General features: G+C 26.4%; 19 protein-coding genes. 9 read left to right on the top strand and 10 right to left on the bottom strand.

Annotated features, from left to right (window positions below; all coding sequences use genetic code 11):
* Positions 1 to 55 precede the first annotated feature (55 nt).
* The 7 genes from argC (at position 56) to cysE (ending at position 6,535) form a co-directional block, all read left to right on the top strand.
* On the top strand, positions 56 to 1,066 hold the full coding sequence (argC, locus tag DD681_RS02815; RefSeq protein ID WP_158341485.1) for an N-acetyl-gamma-glutamyl-phosphate reductase: 1,011 nt from the start codon (positions 56 to 58) through the stop codon (positions 1,064 to 1,066).
* A gap of 18 nt (positions 1,067 to 1,084) precedes the next feature.
* Complete coding sequence (argB, locus tag DD681_RS02810) at positions 1,085 to 1,858, top strand: acetylglutamate kinase (RefSeq protein WP_158341546.1); 774 nt, start codon at positions 1,085 to 1,087, stop codon at positions 1,856 to 1,858.
* A gap of 21 nt (positions 1,859 to 1,879) precedes the next feature.
* On the top strand, positions 1,880 to 3,088 hold the full coding sequence (locus DD681_RS02805) for an argininosuccinate synthase (protein WP_158341484.1): 1,209 nt from the start codon (positions 1,880 to 1,882) through the stop codon (positions 3,086 to 3,088).
* Between the two features lie 83 nt (positions 3,089 to 3,171).
* Positions 3,172 to 4,551, top strand: coding sequence for an argininosuccinate lyase (argH, locus tag DD681_RS02800; protein WP_158341483.1), 1,380 nt, complete (start codon positions 3,172 to 3,174; stop codon positions 4,549 to 4,551).
* 107 nt (positions 4,552 to 4,658) lie between these two features.
* Positions 4,659 to 5,096, top strand: a complete 438-nt coding sequence (locus DD681_RS02795) for a rhodanese-like domain-containing protein (RefSeq protein ID WP_158341482.1) — start codon at positions 4,659 to 4,661, stop codon at positions 5,094 to 5,096.
* 94 nt (positions 5,097 to 5,190) lie between these two features.
* A complete protein-coding gene (gene secB / locus DD681_RS02790) occupies positions 5,191 to 5,628 on the top strand; it encodes a protein-export chaperone SecB (RefSeq protein WP_158341481.1) in 438 nt (145 codons plus the stop codon).
* Between the two features lie 76 nt (positions 5,629 to 5,704).
* Positions 5,705 to 6,535: a serine O-acetyltransferase gene (gene cysE / locus DD681_RS02785; protein WP_158341480.1), complete on the top strand. Its 831-nt coding sequence runs from the start codon at positions 5,705 to 5,707 to the stop codon at positions 6,533 to 6,535.
* Between the two features lie 55 nt (positions 6,536 to 6,590).
* Here the strand turns inward: cysE and rpoD are convergent, their stop codons facing one another.
* From rpoD to rpsU, 3 genes are all read right to left on the bottom strand, one after another.
* A complete protein-coding gene (gene rpoD, locus DD681_RS02780; protein ID WP_158341479.1) occupies positions 6,591 to 8,444 on the bottom strand; it encodes an RNA polymerase sigma factor RpoD in 1,854 nt (617 codons plus the stop codon).
* Positions 8,445 to 8,557: 113 nt separating this feature from the next.
* Positions 8,558 to 10,294 (bottom strand): DNA primase, encoded by a 1,737-nt coding sequence (gene dnaG / locus DD681_RS02775; RefSeq protein ID WP_158341478.1) that lies wholly within the window; start codon positions 10,292 to 10,294, stop codon positions 8,558 to 8,560.
* Positions 10,295 to 10,353: 59 nt separating this feature from the next.
* Entirely contained in the window at positions 10,354 to 10,569 is a 216-nt protein-coding gene (gene rpsU, locus DD681_RS02770) for a 30S ribosomal protein S21 (RefSeq protein WP_158341477.1), read from the bottom strand.
* Positions 10,570 to 10,775: 206 nt separating this feature from the next.
* Here rpsU and tsaD point away from each other — a divergent pair, with 206 nt between their 5' ends.
* Positions 10,776 to 11,783 (top strand): tRNA (adenosine(37)-N6)-threonylcarbamoyltransferase complex transferase subunit TsaD, encoded by a 1,008-nt coding sequence (gene tsaD, locus DD681_RS02765; protein ID WP_158341476.1) that lies wholly within the window; start codon positions 10,776 to 10,778, stop codon positions 11,781 to 11,783.
* A 41-nt stretch (positions 11,784 to 11,824) separates the two neighbouring features.
* On the opposite strand, the gene ribB is transcribed toward tsaD, so the two are convergent.
* Both ribB and rfaE1 read right to left on the bottom strand, forming a co-directional pair.
* Entirely contained in the window at positions 11,825 to 12,469 is a 645-nt protein-coding gene (ribB, locus tag DD681_RS02760) for a 3,4-dihydroxy-2-butanone-4-phosphate synthase (RefSeq protein ID WP_158341475.1), read from the bottom strand.
* A 199-nt stretch (positions 12,470 to 12,668) separates the two neighbouring features.
* Positions 12,669 to 13,616: a D-glycero-beta-D-manno-heptose-7-phosphate kinase gene (gene rfaE1, locus DD681_RS02755; protein ID WP_158341474.1), complete on the bottom strand. Its 948-nt coding sequence runs from the start codon at positions 13,614 to 13,616 to the stop codon at positions 12,669 to 12,671.
* 139 nt (positions 13,617 to 13,755) lie between these two features.
* Between rfaE1 and DD681_RS02750 the strand changes: the two genes are divergently transcribed.
* Positions 13,756 to 14,976: a tRNA CCA-pyrophosphorylase gene (locus DD681_RS02750; RefSeq protein WP_158341473.1), complete on the top strand. Its 1,221-nt coding sequence runs from the start codon at positions 13,756 to 13,758 to the stop codon at positions 14,974 to 14,976.
* A gap of 7 nt (positions 14,977 to 14,983) precedes the next feature.
* Here the strand turns inward: DD681_RS02750 and DD681_RS02745 are convergent, their stop codons facing one another.
* From DD681_RS02745 to cysK, 5 genes are all read right to left on the bottom strand, one after another.
* Positions 14,984 to 15,784 (bottom strand): undecaprenyl-diphosphate phosphatase, encoded by an 801-nt coding sequence (locus DD681_RS02745; protein ID WP_158341472.1) that lies wholly within the window; start codon positions 15,782 to 15,784, stop codon positions 14,984 to 14,986.
* Positions 15,785 to 15,853: 69 nt separating this feature from the next.
* A complete protein-coding gene (crr, locus tag DD681_RS02740) occupies positions 15,854 to 16,357 on the bottom strand; it encodes a PTS glucose transporter subunit IIA (protein WP_158341471.1) in 504 nt (167 codons plus the stop codon).
* Between the two features lie 51 nt (positions 16,358 to 16,408).
* Entirely contained in the window at positions 16,409 to 18,124 is a 1,716-nt protein-coding gene (gene ptsI, locus DD681_RS02735) for a phosphoenolpyruvate-protein phosphotransferase PtsI (protein WP_158341470.1), read from the bottom strand.
* A gap of 151 nt (positions 18,125 to 18,275) precedes the next feature.
* Positions 18,276 to 18,533, bottom strand: coding sequence for an HPr family phosphocarrier protein (locus DD681_RS02730; RefSeq protein ID WP_158341469.1), 258 nt, complete (start codon positions 18,531 to 18,533; stop codon positions 18,276 to 18,278).
* Between the two features lie 121 nt (positions 18,534 to 18,654).
* The gene (cysK, locus tag DD681_RS02725) at positions 18,655 to 19,596 is read right to left on the bottom strand and encodes a cysteine synthase A (protein ID WP_158341468.1); all 942 of its coding nucleotides are present in this window, start codon (positions 19,594 to 19,596) and stop codon (positions 18,655 to 18,657) included.
* Positions 19,597 to 19,898 lie beyond the last annotated feature (302 nt).

The following is a 19,898-nucleotide window of genomic DNA, read 5'->3' as shown; positions in this document are numbered from 1 at the left end:
TAAAATTTTTACTTCATAAGAAATAGTTATATTTTATTCAAGGTTTATTACTTTTATGTTAAATGTTTTAATTGTTGGCGCTAGTGGATATACTGGTGCAGAATTAGTCAATTATATTCATCGTCATACATTTGCTAAAATAAGAAAAATATTTGTTGCAAAAAATAGTAAAAATTCAGGAAAATTATTTTCAGAATTACATCAAGAATTCACTAATATAATTGATCTACCATTCGAAGAAATAAATAAGTCAAGCATTATAAATAAAGATATTCATGCTGTTTTTTTAGCTACAGATCATCATATTAGCCATTTTCTTGTTCCCTTTTTTTTATCTTTAAATTGCGTGGTATTAGATTTATCTGGTTCATATAGGATGCAAAATATTGAAGTTTATAAAAAATATTATGGATTCTCTCATAAATATCCAGAAATTTTAAAAAATTCTGTTTATGGTTTAGCTGAATGGAATCAAAAAAAAATTCGTAGAGCTCAATTAATTTCAGTTCCAGGATGTTATGCAACATGTGTTCAATTAGCATTAAAGCCTATTTTAGAGGCTGATTTTTTATCTTCTAAGTATATACCTATTGTCAATGCTATTAGTGGTGTGAGTGGATCTGGTAAAAATCCTAATATGAATAATAGTTTTTGCGAAGTGAGTCTGCAGCCGTATAATATTTTTAAGCATCGTCATACTCCCGAAATTATAGAGCATTTAGGTATTCCAATAATTTTTATTCCTCATTTAGGTCCTTTTCCTCGAGGAATTATTGCTACAATTACTTGCCAGCTAAAATGTAATTTAGAACTAATAGATATTTATAATATTTATAATAATTTTTATAAAGATAAGTCATTGATTAGAATATACAAAAAATATCTTCCTAGTATTAAATCTGTTGCAAAGTTACCCTTTTGTGACATTGGTTTTACTATAAAAGATAAATATATAGTAATTGTTGTTGCAGAAGATAATTTATTAAAAGGTGCAGCTGCACAAGCGGTGCAATGTTTTAACATTCGTTTTGGATTTTCTGAAACAGAATCAATTCTTTATAGTTAATAAGGTATTTTTTTAATGATAAGTCCATTAGTTATTAAATTAGGTGGTGTTCTTCTTGAAAGCGATACCGCAATGAACCGTTTATTCCAAGCGCTTCTCGAGTATAAAAAATATAATAAACGACATATTTTAATTGTTCATGGAGGGGGTAGATTAATAGATGATTTGATGGATAAACTATCCATACCTATTGAAAAAAGAAATGGCTTACGAACTACTCCAGCTGAATATATTAATATTATCACAGGGGTATTATCGGGAACAGCTAATAAAATTCTTCTTTCATGGGCATTAAAATATAAAATAGATTCTGTTGGTTTATGTTTAGCTGATGGAAAAAGTGTAATTGTAAAACAATTAAATAAAAACTTAGGAAATGTAGGCCAAGCGATGCCCGGATCTCCAGTTTTTCTTAAACAACTTTGTAATCAAGGTATGCTGCCTATTATTAGTTCCGTAGGAATAACAGAAGATGGATTATTAATGAATGTTAATGCTGATTTAGCTGCTACTGCTTTGTCAACTACCTTAGGGGCTCATTTAATTTTATTATCTGATATAAGTTCGATACTAGATGGTAAAGGGCAAAGAATTCCAGAAATAGATAGTATACAAGCTAAAAAGTTAATTGAACAAGGTATTATTACTAATGGTATGGTCGTTAAAGTAAATGCGGCTCTAGAAGCAGCATACGCATTAAAACGTCCAGTTGATATTGCAAGTTGGCAAAATACAGAGCAATTAAAATTGTTATTTAATGGAATTAATATTGGTACTAGAGTTTTATTTTAATTTAAATAGGTTTTATAAAAAATGAAAAAAAATATTCATAAAGTTGTATTAGCATATTCAGGCGGTCTAGATACTTCAGCAATTATTCCATGGTTAAAAGAAAATTATAATGTTGATGTTATTGCGTTTGTTGCTGATATTGGTCAATCTCAAAACGATCTAAAAGATATAGAAAAAAAAGCATTAGAATCTGGTGCTCATAGTTGTCATGTGTTTGATTTAAAAGAAGATTTTATAGAAAATTATGTATATCCTATGTTGAAATTTGGTGCGCTATATGAGGGTAATTATTTATTAGGCACAGCAATTGCAAGACCTGTTATTGCTAAAAAACAAGTGGAATTTGCATTGAATATTGGAGCTTCATTTTTGTGTCATGGAGCGACTGGAAAGGGAAATGATCAAGTTCGTTTTGAAATAGTTTATGCTGCATTAGCCCCTCATTTAAAAGTTATTGCTCCATGGCGTGAATGGAATCTTAATTCAAGAGAGTCATTATTAAAATATCTCGAAAAAAGAAAAATTTCTACAACAGCTACTTTAGAAAAAATTTATAGTAAAGATGAAAATTCCTGGCACATTTCAACTGAAGGCGGTCGGTTAGAAAATCCTTGGAATCAGCCAGATAAAGATTGTTGGAGTTGGACAGAGGAACCAGAAAATGCCCCGGAAGTACCAGAATATATTTTATTAAAAATAAAAGAAGGATCTGTAGTATCTATTAATAATAAAAAATTAAATCCTTTGCAATGTGTAAATGAATTAAATATAATTGGTTCAAAACATGCTATAGGAAGAATTGACATTGTTGAAAACCGAATTATTGGGATTAAATCTAGAGGATGCTACGAAACGCCTGCTGGTACTATTTTAAATGCAGCTATTAGATCGATTGAACAATTAGTTTTGGATAGAGAAAGTTTTCAATGGAGAGAAAAAATTGCGTTAGAAATGTCTTCTGTTATTTATGATGGTCGTTGGTTTACTCCACTTCGAGAGTCTTTGCAAGCTTCAGTTGACGTGTTGTCCAAAACAGTTAATGGTGAAGTTGTATTAAAATTGTATAAAGGAACAGTTATTGCAGTTCAAAAAAGATCTCCAAATTCTTTATATTCTGAAGAATATGCTACTTTTGGAAAAGATGAAGTTTATCATCACTCTGATGCTAAGGGTTTTATTCGTCTTTTTTCTCTTTCCTCAAAAATACGTGCTCAAAATAAATTAAAATGATGTTGATATTTAATTTTTAAAAATTCTTAAAAACATTAATGCATTTTATTTGATTAATTAATTATATAAAGTAGAGAAAATATATGGCGCTATGGGGTGGAAGGTTTCTTGGTGAATCTGATAAATTTTTCAAAAAGTTTAATTCTTCTTTATCTTTTGATTATATTTTAGCTGAGTGTGATATATTAGCATCAGTTGCTTGGTCTCGTTCTCTTGTTGAGGCATGTGTTCTTACTGAAAGCGAACAAAAAAGAATAGAATCAGCGTTGCTTTTTTTAAAACAAAAAATTTTAAATAATGCTAAAGAGATATTAAAAAGTAATTCTGAAGATATTCATAGTTGGATAGAAGAAAATCTTATCAAAGAAGTAGGAGATTTAGGAAAGAAGCTACATACTGGACGTAGTAGAAATGATCAAATCGCAACTGATTTAAAATTATGGTGTAAAAATATAATTCATGTTACATTAAAAAATATTATTAATTTACAAAAAGTTTTTGTTATTACTGCTAGTAATAATCATAATGTTATTATGCCAGGGTATACTCATTTGCAACGTGCCCAACCTATTACTTTTGCTTACTGGTGTTTATCATATTTACAGATGTTAAAACGTGATGTTAGTCGTCTAGAAGATCTTTTAAAAAGAATAGATGTTAGTCCGTTAGGTTCTGGAGCTTTGTCTGGGACTGCATGGAATATTAATCGTGATAAACTTGCACTATCTATGGGTTTTTCATCTGCCACTAATAATTCACTGGATAGTGTTTCTGATAGAGATTATGTAGTAGAATTATTATCTTTTGCTTCTATTGGTATGATGCACCTATCTCGCTTTTCTGAAGATTTAATTTTTTTTAATTCTAATGAAGCTAATTTTATTGAATTGTCTGATTCTATTACGTCCGGATCATCTTTAATGCCTCAAAAAAAGAATCCAGATGCTTTAGAATTAATACGCGGAAAATGTGGTCGAGTTTATGGCTCTATGATTTCTATTTTAGTAGTTTTGAAATCTCTTCCATTATCCTATAATAAAGATATGCAAGAAGATAAAGAAGGTTTATTTGATTCCATGAAAACATGGAACGATTGTTTATCTATGGCTTCTTTAATTTTAAAAAATATTCAAGTAAATAATCAATCATGTCGAAAAGCTGCTGAAAAAAGTTATTCTAATTCGACTGAAATTGCAGACTATTTGGTAAAAAAAGGCATTCCTTTTCGAAAAGCTCATGATATATCGGGTAAATTAGTACTTAGAGCAATTAAAGAAAAAAAATCTTTAAATGATCTTGATTTATCTGTATTTCAAAAATATAGCTCTGTTATTGAAAAAGATATATATTCAAATATTACTTTAAAGGCATGTCTTGAGAAACGTTTTTCTCAAGGTGGTGTTTCTCCGGATCAAGTTCTTAATGAAATACAAAAAGAAAAAAATCGATTAAATATTATTTAAAATATTTTATATATTTTTAAAGATATTTCTTTAATCTTTTAATAGGCATTTAAATTATTTTAAATGCCTTAATTAATATTAATAAAAAATTTTAAGGATTGATCTATATGCAAGATTTAGTTTTTTTTGTTATGAATCACTTCTTTCTCAGTTTCGTTTGGTGTATTTCTTTTTTTTTAGCAGTAATTTTTAGTATTAAACATTTGTATCTTCAATCTAAATTAATTAATAATTTTTTTGCTATAGAGTTAATTAATAAAAAAAATGCTATTGTTATTGATACAAGATCATTGCAATTATATGAATCAGGGCATATCATTAATGCTTTTCATATTCCGTTTGAAAAAATTTGTTCAAAAGTAATGCAAGAATTAAATATATCTAAATCTTCTCCTATTATTCTTATTATTAATACATTAGAAAATCATAATAAATATATTAAAAAATTTATTAAATATGGCTTCAATGATATTTATATTTTAAAAAATGGAATGGATTTATGGAACCAAGATAATTTACCTATTATTTTTTCAAAAAAAAAGTAATTTTCTAAAATATAATTTTTAGAAAAATTATTAATAATTTTTCATAATAATCAAATATAAAATTTTTTTATTATTTAATACTTTCGGATTTCTTATGGATAAAAATCAAAAAAAGAAATTTTTTGAGATTCAAAGAATCTATATAAAAGATGTTTCTTTCGAGGCTCCAAAAACTCCAAATATTTTTCATAAAGAATGGAACCCTATCATAAAATTTGATTTAAACAGTATTGCGCATCAATTAGAAAAAAATGTTTTTGAAGTTATTTTACAAGTAAAAGTAATAGTAAAAAATAAAAAAGAATTATTTTTTTTGTGTGACGTTTATCAAGCCGGTATTTTTTTTATTTTAAACCTAAAAAAAGATGAATTAAAACATTGTTTAGGTGCTTATTGCCCAAATATTTTATTTCCATATGCTCGAACATGTATATCTACTTTAGTATCTTATGGAAGTTTTCCGCAATTAAATCTTGCACCAATTAATTTCGATGATATTTTTTATAAAAATTTAAAAGATAAAATAGATTAAATAATATTAATATAAAATTTATACTTTAAATTTAATTAAATATTTTTTTATTAAAATCATTTATTTAGGAGAAAAGATGTGTTTTTCAGAAGCAGTAAAAGTGTGGAATAATATTTTACATGAAGCTAATATTTCGATCGAAAAAGAACCAATTTTATTTAATTTTTATCAAAAAAATATACTTAGACATCACAATCTAAATCATTCTTTGAGTTATATATTAGCTAATAAACTTGCTAATTCCATGGTATCTAAAGTGGAAATGAGAAGTATTTTTAATAAAATATATTTAGATAATTCATCTATATTAAATTCTGTAATTAAAGACATTAAAGCTATACTACAAAAAGACCCAGTAGTGAATAATTATTTAATCCCCTTTTTATACTTAAAGGGTTTTCATGCTTTAGAGGCATATCGGCTAAGTAACTATCTTTGGAATAAAAAAAAATATGATTTATCTATTTATTTGCAAAGTAGAATATCCACTGTTTTTTCAGTAGACATTCATCCTGCTGCATATATAGGGTCTGGAATTATGCTTGATCATGCTACTGGCATTGTGATTGGAGAAGGTGTGGTTATAGAAGATGAGGTTTCAATACTGCATTCTGTTACTTTAGGTGGAACAGGTAAAATTAATGGTAAAAATAGACATCCTACTATTAGAAAAAAAGTTAGTATAGGTGCTGGAGCAAAAATATTAGGAAACATTGAAGTTGGTCTAGCATCAAAAATAGGTGCTGGTGCTGTAGTTATAAAAAATGTTCCACCAAATGTGACAGTTGCTGGTGTTCCTGCTAAAATTGTTAATAAATTACATGATAAAAATATTAATTTTTTTGAGAAAAATAAAAAAAATTCAGTTTTATGTATGGAATTTTTTCAGCATGGTGATGGCATTTAATTGTTTTAATTTTTTAAATTTAAATACTATTGATTTTATTGTATATCACTCTATTTTAATCATCCAAAAAACTACGTAATACTTCTGATCTGCTTGGGTGGCGCAGTTTTCTTAGTGCTTTTGCTTCTATTTGTCTTATTCTTTCTCGAGTGACATCAAATTGCTTTCCAACTTCTTCTAAAGTATGATCTGTATTCATATCTATTCCGAATCGCATACGAAGAACTTTAGCTTCACGTGCTGTAAGACCTGATAAAATATCATGTGTTGCTGATCTTAAGCTTTCAGATGTAGCTGAATCTAGTGGAAGTTCTAACGTTGTATCTTCAATAAAATCACCTAAATGAGAATCATCATCATCTCCAATGGGTGTTTCCATAGATATTGGTTCTTTAGCTATTTTAAGAACTTTTCTAATTTTATCTTCAGGAATTAACATTTTTTCAGATAATTCTTCTGGTGTTGGTTCTCTTCCTATCTCTTGCAGCATTTGTCGAGAAATACGGTTAAGTTTATTGATGGTTTCTATCATATGAACAGGAATTCTAATAGTTCGTGCTTGATCTGCAATGGAACGAGTAATTGCTTGTCGAATCCACCAGGTGGCATATGTTGAAAATTTGTAACCTCGACGATATTCAAATTTATCAACTGCTTTCATTAAACCAATATTTCCTTCTTGAATTAAATCTAAAAATTGTAATCCACGGTTAGTATATTTTTTGGCAATGGAGATTACTAATCTTAAATTAGCTTCTACCATTTCTTTTTTTGCACGACGAGCTTTTGCTTCTCCAATAGACATTCTTTTATTAATATCTTTTACTTGTTCTATTTTTAAGCCTGTTTCTTTTTCTATTTGAATTAGTTTTTCTATACTAATAAAGACTTTATCTTTAATTTTTTTTAATTTTTTCGACCAAGGTTGATTAGCATTTTGTTCTTTTTTAAACCAATAATAACTTGTTTCTTTTCCAGAAAAAATATTAATAAACTTTTTTTTAGGCATTTTGCATTCTTCAGTACATAATTTCATAATAATTCTTTCTTGCGTTCTTACTCTATCCATCATATTACGCATATTATTGACTAAGTGGTCAAATTGTTTAGGTACTAATCTAAATTGCTTAAATATTTCAGACAAATTATAAATTTCCAGTAAAGCATCTTTATGATTTCTATTTTTATTTTTTATAATATTATTTGTATTATTATATTGTTTCCGCAATTCTGAGAATTTTTCATTTGCTAATTCTGGATCAATTGTATTTTCATCTTCATCCGAGTTATTGTTTTGGTTGTGGTCTTCGTTTTCATCATCTTCATTATTTATAACATCCTCTAGTATTTCAGTGTTAATATTTATAATTGTAGGAGGGAAAAAAATTTCTTCTGCATTTGGATCTACAAAACCTGTAATTATATCGGATAATCGAATTTGACCTGTTTTGATTCGATCATATTGTTCTAAAAGATAATTAATTGCTTCTGGATATTCTGAAACAGAAGATTGTACTTGATTAATGCCATCTTCAATACGTTTAGCTATGTCAATTTCACCTTCTCTTGTGAGTAATTCGACAGTTCCCATTTCTCGCATATACATACGGACGGGATCCGTTGTTCTTCCTAGTTCAGAATCGACATTAGATAATACTTGAGTAGCAGCTTCTACTGTGTCTTCGTCAGTATCCGAATGAATGTGATTTAGCATCAAATCATCTGCATCAGGTGCTTCTTCTACGACTGGAATTCCCATATCATTGATCATTTGAATGATATCATTGACTTGCTCGGAATCTATAATATCATCCGGAAGATGATCGTTAACCTCGGCATAGGTTAAGTATCCTTGTTCCTTGCCATGTGTAACAAGCAGTTTGAGTCGTGAGTGCGGATTGTGCTCCATAGGAATGTATCCAAATTTTATTTAGTAAGTATTAATTGACTATTTGTTCAAAAAAATATGTAAAATTACTTTGATTTCTTAATAAAGAAGGCAATTAATAAAAATTAAAAAAATTATTTTTTACACAATTTTTTATTAATAGACCAAATCTCTTCTTTTTCATATTTTGTTAATCCTATTAACCTTTCTTTAGAAATTAAATCATCTCTTTTTTGTTCAAGATCTTTTTTGTATATATTTTTTAAAAGATCTGTAAACATATTTTGAATTTCCTCTTGAACTATCATATGATCCCATTTAGATAAAATTTTTATAATATTAATTATTTTTTTATCTCTGTAGAATTCCAATAATTGGCCTGTATTAAAAGTTGGATTATTTAAGCATGTTTTTAGAATTTCTAAAAAAATAGATAAACCTTTTATTTTTATATTTTTAAATTTTTTTATTGAGGGTACTAATTCAGATAAGCAAGGATTCTGAATAAGTAATCCTATTAAAATGCGCATGGGAGTTTTTTTAATTTGAAATGTTACATTTTCATTTTTTCTTTCTTCTTCATATAAAAATTTTTCTAATTGATTATCATCTAAAATTCCTATTATTCTCGCTAATCTTTGACGAAAATAAATTCTTATTGTATCGCTAGGTATAGAGTTAATTAAAGGTAAAGTACGTACGCTTAAATGAAATTTATCATCGTTAGACGATAAGTCAATATTTTTTAGGATATTTTTAAAAAAATATTTTGACATTGTTAATGCCTTATTAATACGTAATTCAAATTTTTCTCTTCCCTCTTTTTGGACTATAGTATCAGGATCTTCATCTTTGGGTAACACTATAAATTTCATATTTTTTTTATCAGATATGTACGGTAATGTAATTTTCAAAGCTCTCCAAGCGGCATCTCTCCCTGCATGATCGCCATCGTAACAATATATAATTGTATCTGTATTTCGAAAAAGAACTTGTATGTGTTCTTTTGTTATAGATGTTCCTAAGGATGAAACAGCGTATTTAATACGATATTGTGTGAGCATAATAACATCAATGTAACCTTCTACGACTAATAAATATTCAGGTTTTTTATATTTTTTTATAACTTGATTTAATCCGTAAATTTGTTTTCTTTTTTGAAAAATATTTGTTTCAGGAGAATTAATATATTTTGGTGAAAAATTATTTATTGAACGCCCACCAAATCCAATAGTTCTATTATGTTGATCAAAAATAGGGAAAATAATACGCCCTTGAAAAGGATCATATATTTTTTTATATTGATTTATAGAAATAATTTTTTGATTTAATAGATCTTTTTCAAATTTTTTTGAGATATTTAATTTTTTAGAAAATGCACTCCAGGTAGAACTTGAAAAACCAATAGAAAAAAAATTAATCATATTATTACTAATACCTCTTTTTTTTAAGTATTGATATGGAGTATTAGTAATTAATATATTTTTTTTATATAAATTAGATAATTTTTCTATTAACGAATAAACTTTTTGTTTTTTTGAGTAATTGTTTCGTTCAATTATATTTTTTTTTTCAAATGGAATATCAAGTCCATGTAATATTGCAAGTTCTTCAATGCTTTCTATAAAGTTTAAATGTTCGTAGTTCATTAAGAAATCAATTACGTTTCCATGAGCATTGCATCCGAAACAATAGTAAAATTGTTTTTCATAACTTACTGTAAATGATGGAGTTTTATCATTATGAAATGGACAGTGAGTTTGGTAATTTTTTCCAGATTTCTTTAAATTTATTTTTGTATTAATAAGCGCAACAATATCAGTGCGAAATAATATCTCATTAATAAAATATTTAGGTATTTTTCCAGACATATATTTAGATGAAAAAATCCCGTTTCTCAAAGAAACGGTTTTAAATTTATTAAATAATTTTAATACATTCGAATGCGTCTTGAATTTTCTCGCATTAATTTTTTCGCTAGACGCTTTATAGCTGATGCTTTAGCTCTTTTGCGTTCAGTAGTAGGTTTTTCGTAAAATTCTCTTCTTCGAATTTCTGCTAATATTCCTGCTTTTTCGCATGATCTCTTAAAACGACGTAATGCGACATCAAATGGTTCATTTTCGCGTACTTTTATAATAGGCATTTGATAAATTACCTTAATTTTTTGACTTATAAAATAATAATGGATAATAGTTTTTATATACTTAAATTATAAATCCTATCTTAATTGATATAAGCTTGTAAAGTATCATTTATATTAAATGTGATTTTTTGTTCTTTTTTTTTCAATTGATTCAAAATAAGTGTATTATACATTAATTATTATTAAGATTGTTTAAGGCTAAAGAAATGAAAGTGCTGGGTATTGAAACATCTTGTGATGATACAGGTTTAGCTTTATATGATAGCTCTAAAGGATTATTGATTAACGAGCTTAGTAATCAGAAAAAGATACATTCTAAATATGGAGGAATTGTGCCAGAGCTAGCATCTCGGATGCATATGAAAAACATAGTGCGATTATTAGATAAAATAAAAAGAAAGCATATAAATTTTATGAAGGAAATTGATTTAATTGCATATACTGCAGGGCCTGGTTTTTATAGCTCTTTATTAGTTGGAGCTACTTTTGCTCATTCTTTTAGCATTTCTTTAAATATTCCTATTGTTGCTGTTAATCATATGGAAGCTCACTTATTATCGCCAATGTTAAATTACAAGTCAATTAAATTTCCATTTATTGGATTGTTAGTTTCAGGTAAACATACTCAAATTATTGCAGCTCATAATGTGGGAAAGTACGAAATTCTTGGAAGTTCTTTAGATGATGCTGCAGGTGAAGCATTTGATAAAATAGCAAAATTGTTAAAACTAAAATTTCCTAATGGAAATGAATTATCAAATTTAGCTACTAAAGGAATAAAAGATAAATTTCATTTTCCTCGGCCTATGATTCATCATAAAAATTTAAATTTTAGTTTTTCAGGATTAAAAACCTTTACTGCAAAAATTATTAATGAAAATATTTTAAATGAACAAAAAAAAGCTGATATAGCTTTAGCTTTTGAAGATGCTGTAATTGATATTTTGCTAATTAAAACGAAAAAAGCGTTAGTAAAAAAACGTTGGAATAAATTGGTGGTGGCAGGTGGTGTAAGTGCAAATAAAATTTTACGTAAAAAAGCACGCATCATGATGAAAAATGAATTTAGTGGACAAGCATTTTATGCTGAACCAAAATTTTGCACTGATAATGGTGCCATGATAGCACATCTTGGATTTTTATATTATAAGCAAGCACGAATGTTCCCTTTAGAAATATTTATTAAATCAAAATGGTCAATAAGTGATTTGTAAATTTTCTGAAATTGTATTTTTTAAACATTTAATCAAAATATTTATTTATAATTTTGAATGTAAAAAATTAAATCTTTTATAGTAAATATTTTCATATTTTTAAGTTTAGCGAACTGAATAATTTCTGGTGTTCTAGACATTGATCCGTCTCTATTAGTCAGCTCACAAATTACTCCAGCCGGCTTAAAGCCCGCGAGTAATGCTATTTCAATTGCTGCTTCTGTATGCCCGGCTCTAGCCAAAACGCCTCCAGTATCTGCTCGCAAAGGAAAAACATGCCCTGGTCTGTTTAGATCTGTAGGTTTAGCATCATCTGCCATGGCTGCTTGAATAGTAGTTAGTCTATCGTGTGCTGAAACACCAGTAGAAATTCCTTTTGCAGCTTCTATTGTTACTGTAAATCCAGTGCGGTAAGTACTGGTATTTTTTTTTACCATCATAGGTAAATTTAATTTTTTCCGTTGAGATTCAGTAATGCATAAACATACAATTCCGCTGCCATATCGAATTGTTAAAGCCATTTGTTCTACTGTCATTTTTTCGCATGAAAAAACAAGGTCTCCTTCATTTTCTCTTTTTTCATCGTCAAGTATAATAACTCCATGGCCAGATTGCAAGGAATGTATTGCTTGTTCAATACGTTCTACGGGGTTTCCAAATTCAGAAAGTAATTTTTTATGATTCATTTTGAAAACCTTTTATAACTAATTTTTTAAATTTTTAAAAAATTTATTAATCAATTTTTTTTATATTTATTTATTGATAATTTTATTATATATTGAATAAAATTTAAGAGCAATCTAGAAATATGTAATTTATTAATAATTTATTAATTTTTATATCTAACTATTATAAAAATACTTAGATATAAAATTTTTTATATATTTATTTAGTGTTTAAAAATTTGTTTAATTCTTGTATATTAACTGTTTCAGTGCCAATTTTTTCAACAACTATACCGGCTCCTATATTTGCATAAAAACAAGATTCTTCTAAAGAATATCCAGCAGCTAAAGATGCGGCAATAATGGAAATTACTGTATCTCCTGCTCCTGTTACATCGCATGCTTTTTTAGATTTCGCTGGAAAGTGTATAGGATTTTTTTTGGGTTGAAATAAAGTCATTCCATTTTTAGAACGAGTAACTAATAGAGCTTCTAATTTTAAATCGGATAGTAATTTTATTCCCTTTTTTAATAATTGTTTTTCTTCGTTACACTCGCCAACTATTTTTTCAAATTCAGTAAGATTTGGTGTTAATAAACTAGCTCCAGAATATTTTTCAAAATCTACCCCCTTTGGATCTATAAGTATAGGGATAGACATTTCTTTTGCTAATTCAATAATTTTTTTTACGTTAGATAATGTGCCTTTTGCATAATCTGATAAAACTAAAATTTTATAATATTTTAATGAATTTATAATTTTTTTATATAATAAATTAAATTTTTTACAAATATATTTTTCTTGAAAATCCAATCTGATTAACTGTTTTTTATCTGATAATATTCTAATTTTTGTAATTGTTTTATTTTGTTTGATAGTAATTAAATCAGGACAAATTCTGATATGATGAAGTAATTTTTTTAAAATTAATCCTTCATTATCTGTTCCAATAAATCCAATAATTTTTGCATTTCCACCAATTTCAGCGATGTTTTTAGCAACATTAGCAGCGCCACCAGGCTGTTGTTTTATTTCTGAAATTGAGGCAATTGGTAATGATTGTTCTTGTAATACATAGTAATTTTTACTATACCAATAACAATCTAATATAAGATCTCCAACAACAAGAACAAGAGCATTTTTAAAATCAATTAAATTTTTTTTCATGATATTTTCTTAATTTAAAATAATTTTTAAAAAATATAGTTTTATGCACTTTTTAAAAAAATATTATAAGTAATAATTTTCTATTATAGAATAGAATTTATAGACATAGAATTTTATTTTTTAGTATAGGATCATTTTTATGAAAATATATTTAGTAGGGGGAGCGGTTCGTGATAAATTATTGCAATTACCCATTACAGATAGAGATTGGGTCGTAGTAGGCGGAACAAAAGAGATATTATTAAAAAGTAAATTTCAACAAGTTGGAAAAGATTTTCCAGTATTTTTGCATCCAAAAACACATGAAGAATATTCTTTAGCGCGTAGAGAAAGAAAATCAGGTGTAGGATATACTGGTTTTAAATTTATTTTTGACAAAAATGTTACATTAAAAGAAGATTTAATTCGACGTGATTTAACAATTAATGCTATTGCTCAAGATAAAAAGGGGAATTATATTGATCCCTTTCAAGGAAAAAAAGATTTAAAAAATTGTTTATTACGTCATGTTTCGCATTCGTTTGTAGAAGATCCTTTGCGTGTTTTACGAACAGCAAGACTTGCAGCTTCTTTGATGCATTTAGGTTTTCAGATTGTCCCAGAAACGATGATGTTAATGATTTCTATGGTTAAAAATAAAGAATTATTACATTTAACATCTAATCGAATATGGATAGAAACTGAAAAAGCCCTTAAAACTTTAAATCCTCATGTTTATTTTCAAGTATTGCATGCGTGCCATGCGCTTTATTATATTTTTCCAGAAATATCTTTTTTATTTGAAGAAAAAAATTTTTTCTCGTTAAATTTTTTTAAAAATTTATATAATAATTCTATTTTATTTATGAGATTATCAAAAATATCTATTTTAACTGAAGATATTGCTGTACGTTTCTCTTATTTATGTCAATTTTTATGTAAAGATAGCGTTTTTTTTTCTATTAAAAAATTTTACGATAAAAGTGCTGCTTGTCTTGTTAAGAATTTATGTAATCGTCTTAATATTCCGTCTCACATAAGAGAAATAGCAACTTTAAGCGCAGGCTTTTATATTTTTTTAAAAAATATCTACTATCAGTCTTCTCAGGATATTGTGAATTTTTTTTTAAAGATAGATGCTTGGCGGAAGCCAGATCGTATTGATAAATTATCTTTATTAACAAATTTTAATTATTTTTATGAAAAAAAAAATAATAGTAAAAAATATTTTTTTTTAAAAAAATCTTTTGAAAGTATTAAAAATATTTCTATTAAATTAATTTTAAGTCAAGGTTTTAAGGGATTAGAAATTAAAAACGAATTAAATCGAATAAGAGTTCAAAAACTTCAGTCTTGGCGTAAGAAAATACATGTTATTTAAAAGTTTTTTAACTATCAAAATAAATTAAAAATGATAATAAAATACGATAAATGGCGAAAAAAATTAATGATATCTTTTTTAAAAGATTTATTAAAATTTTAAAAAATATCAGTGATATTATAAAAGATGTAAAAAATGCACCAAAATAATAAGGAATTTTTATTAAGTTTATATTTTGAATATTTTTTATTAAATCAAAAATTGATGCTCCTAATATAAGTGGCATTGATATAATAAAAGAAAAATCTATTGCAACCGAACGTTTTAGACCTAATAATATTCCAGTTGATATAGTAGATCCAGATCTTGAAAATCCTGGATATAGCGATAAAACTTGAAAGCATCCGATTATAAATGATTGAATCAAGTTTATTTTTTTTAAAGTATTTGTTATTGATTTTTTTGGTTTAAATATTTCAGACAAAATAAGAAGAAATCCACCGAATAATAATCCATATATTACATGAACTACGTTAGATAATAATTTAATTGATGTATAAAAAGTTAGTCCTATGAGAATTGTAGGTACAATAGAGACAAGTAATACATATATATAATGTTTTATTATTCTTTTTTTGTTTTTATTTATTTTTAATATTTTTTTTATTTTTTTATAAAAACATATCAACATTCCTAATGAAGATCCAAGTTGAGTAAATATTTCTAATGCATTTAATTCTTGATTGCCTATATCAAAATAATGAGTAATAATAATTAAATGCCCTGTCGATGAAACAGGAAAAAATTCTATTATTCCTTCTATTATTCCTAAAATAATAGAATTAATCATTTCATTAATATAAATCATTGATTTTTCTCATATATTTCTTTTTGTATAAAACGGTACTAAATAATAGCACCGTTTTTATATTAAAAGTTAATTATACAAAGACATGATAATTGTTTTACCCGAAATGATATTACCAGATGATTTTTCTAATTTTTTAAATTTCTCTATATTAGAGATTACAACGGGAGTTAAAATAGAACGAGCTTTTTCTTTTAAAAAATTTAAATCAAAAAGGATGATGGTATCACCAATATTAACTTTTTGATTATCTTTAGCTACTTTTTGAAAACCTGCTCCTTTAAGTTTTATTGTATCAATTCCAAAATGAACAAATAATTCAACTCCATCTTCTGAAATAATTGAGAATGCATGCATACTATCAAGTATTTTTCCAATAGTTCCTTTAATTGGAGCAAGCATTTTGTTTCCTGAGGGTTTTATAGCTATTCCATCTCCTACAATTTTTTTAGAAAAAACTGCATCTGGTACATCTTCAATATTTATTATTTCACCTGATATAGGCGCAAAAATATCAATTTTTTTTGAAAACTTAAGTTTTTTATTAGTAAATAAATTTGATAAAAAGCTCATTTTATTCTCCTGAATAACCTCTATTGTTAAATTTTTATTTTTAAGATCAAATTACTCCTTAAAAAATTTATTTAGTAAGTAAAATATTTCTTCTGAAGTCACTACGTTTAATACCTTTTTAGCTAATTTTTGAGACTTTGAAAAAGATATACTTCGAATAATTTTCTTAATTTTAAGAATACTAGTTGCACTCATACTAAATTCATCTAATCCCATTCCTATTAATAATGCAGTAACTCTTTCATCTCCAGCTAATTCTCCGCACATACTAGTCCATTTTCCATATTTATGAGAAATATCAATAACTTTTTTTATTAATTTTAAAATAGATGGGCTAATAGGATTATAAAGGTGGGAAATTAGATCGTTTCCTCTATCAACAGCTAAAGTATATTGTGTTAAATCATTAGTTCCAATACTGAAAAAATCTACTTCTTTTATTAAATATTCTGCTATTATAGCTGATGCTGGTGTTTCGATCATAATTCCGATTTTAATATTTTTATCAAATTTTATATTATTTTGACTTAATTCATGTTGAATTTTTTTAATTTCATTTTTTAAAATTCTAATTTCCTCTACTGAAATAATCATGGGAAATAAAATATATATCTTGCCGAATGCAGAAGCTCTTAAAATAGCTTTTAATTGAGCGTTTAATATTTCCTTACGATCTATTAAAATGCGTATTGCTCGCCACCCTAAAAAGGGATTATCTTCTTTTGGTAAATTCATATAAGGAAGATCTTTGTCCCCACCAATATCCATTGTTCTTATTATAACAGAACTATTTTTCATGGATTTTGCAATTTCCTGATATGCTTGAAATTGTTCATCTTCCGTTGGTAGTTCATTGCGATCCATGAATAAAAATTCTGTTCGATAAAGTCCTATACATTCTGCTCCATTTTTTTTTGCTGAATTAATATCTTGAACGTTTCCAATATTTGCGCCAATTTTTATTTGATGGCCATCAGTAGTTACGGCATTTAAATTTTTTAACTTTATTAAATTATTTTTTTTAAAAAAATATTTTTTTTCTATTGTTTTCTTTTCATTGATTAATTTGTCTGATGGATTTATAAAAATTTGATTGTTAATAGAATCCAAAATAATAAAATCATTGTTTTTAGCTATTTGTGTAATATTTCCAGTTCCTACAATAGCAGGTATTTCTAACGATCTTGCCATAATTGAAGTATGTGATGTTGGACCGCCTAAGTCAGTAATAAATCCTAAAATATATTTTAGATTCATTTGCGCTGTTTCTGATGGAGTAAGCTCTTTTGCAATTAAAATGACTTTATTTTTTATATTATTTAAATCAATAATATTTATATTGAGTATATTTTTTAATAAGCGCTGTCCAATATCTCTTACGTCAATTGCTCTATTTTTTAAATATTCATCTGTAATCTTCTCAAGCGTTTTGGCTTGTTCTTCAATGACAAATTCGGTTGCAGCTGCTGCGGATATTTTTTTTTCTTTGATTGAGTTAATTATTTCTTTTTCTAATTCTTCGTCTTCAAGGAGAATAATATGACTTTCAAAAATACTTTCTTTTTTCTTGCCAAGTTTTTTTCCTGTTGTTTTTTTTATTTCTTGTAACTGTTTGATTGTTTTTTTTCTACCATTTAGAAATTTGTTTATTTCTGAAGTAATATTTTTAGTGGTAATTATTTTCCGGCTAATAATAATTTCTTCATTTTTTAATAAAAGAGCTTTTCCAAAAGCTATACCCGGTGATGCCAAAATGCCTGAAATCATAACATTACCTTTGACTATAAATTTATTGATTTAGATAAGGGAAAACATTTAGTGTCAGGCGAATATATTATTTTTATAAATATGATCCGGAAGTAATTTTTAACCTCCGGTATTTTATAAAAAATTCATAAATTATTTCTTTAATTATGATTTATTCTAATTCTGTCATTATTTTAGATAAATGTTTAATAGCTTTTTTTTCATCTTTCCCTGCTGCTGATAATGTAATAATACTACCTTGAACCAAACCTAATGTTTGAATTTTAAATAAACTTTTTGCATTAATAGATTTTCCTTTATAAATAATAAAAATTTCAGAAACAAATTTTTTTGCTTCTTTTACAAATTCTGCTGCAGGGCGAGTATGTAATCCATGTAATGAGTTAATAGTGATTTTATTTTGTAACATTTTCTTTTCCTATTTATTTTCTGGTTTTTCATTTTTATAAATACAATTTTTATAATAAAAAAATAAATCCTTTTTATTAAAAAAATTGTATTAGTTAAAATTTTTACTACTTTTGAAATAATCATGAAAATAATTCAGTACTTAAATAACGTTCTCCAGATGAAGGTAATATTACTACTATATTTTTATTAAAAAATTTTTTTTGATTTTGTATTTTCAAGGCAGCAGCTATAGCAGCACCAGAAGAAATACCAGCCAGTATGCCTTCTTCGAGCATTATGCGTCGAGCGTTTAATATTGCTTCTGTGCTTGATACAGTTATTGTTTTGTCAATCAATGACAAATCTAAGTTTTTAGGAATAAAACCAGCTCCAATTCCTTGTATTTTATGTACTCCTGGTTGTATTTTTTTACCTGATAAAAACTGTGTAATTACAGGAGATTCGGAGGGTTCTACTGCGATACTAATAAAGTTTTTTTTATTTTTTTTATTTTTTATATATCGCGTAATTCCTGTAATGGTTCCTCCAGTTCCTACACCAGAAATCAATACATCTATATTTCCAAGAGTATCATTCCATATTTCTGGACCAGTAGTTTTTTCATGTATTTCAGGATTAGCTGGATTTTCAAATTGTTTTAATAAAAGATAATTTTTAATATCTGAAGATGCAATTTCATTAGCTTTATTAATAGCACCTCGCATACCATCTTGACTATTTGTTAAAATTAAATTCGCTCCTAAAGATTTTAATAATTTTTTTCTTTCAATAGACATTGAATCAGGCATTGTTAGGGTCAGTTGATAATTTCTTGATGCTGCTACATATGCTAAAGCTATTCCCGTATTACCGCTAGTAGCTTCTATTAATTTTGTATTTTTCTTTAATAAGCCTTTTTTTTCTGCATCCCATATCATATTAGCACCAATTCTGCATTTCACGCTAAAACTTGGATTTCTAGATTCGATTTTTGCTAAAATATTTCCTTTTCCTATGTTATTTAATCTAACTAGCGGTGTTTTTCCAATTGTTAATGAATTATCTTCGTATATTTTATTCATTTTGTTCCTATTTTTAGTTAATTTTAATTAAATATTTGTACGAATTTGATGTAAAATAAAAATCTTGATTGCATTTTTAATATTTAAATTTTTATCTTTATTATACTGCTTTTCACGAATATCATAGAAGTCTATTTTAAAAAATTAAAATAATTAATATTACGATTTTTTTATTCATAAATTTTTTAATTTATCAAATTGTATATTTTAATTGAAATTTTAATCTTTATAAAAATTTATTTTTTTATATATTAAAAAACAGCATTATGAGTAATATCAATATCATTAATATAAAAAATTTA

Source organism: Buchnera aphidicola (Melanaphis sacchari) (assembly GCF_003096055.1).
In the GTDB taxonomy this organism is placed as follows: Bacteria; Pseudomonadota; Gammaproteobacteria; order Enterobacterales; family Enterobacteriaceae; genus Buchnera; species Buchnera aphidicola_P.
The sequence above is the reverse complement of the archived record's forward strand: the minus strand, read 5'-3'. Positions and strand labels throughout refer to the sequence as shown.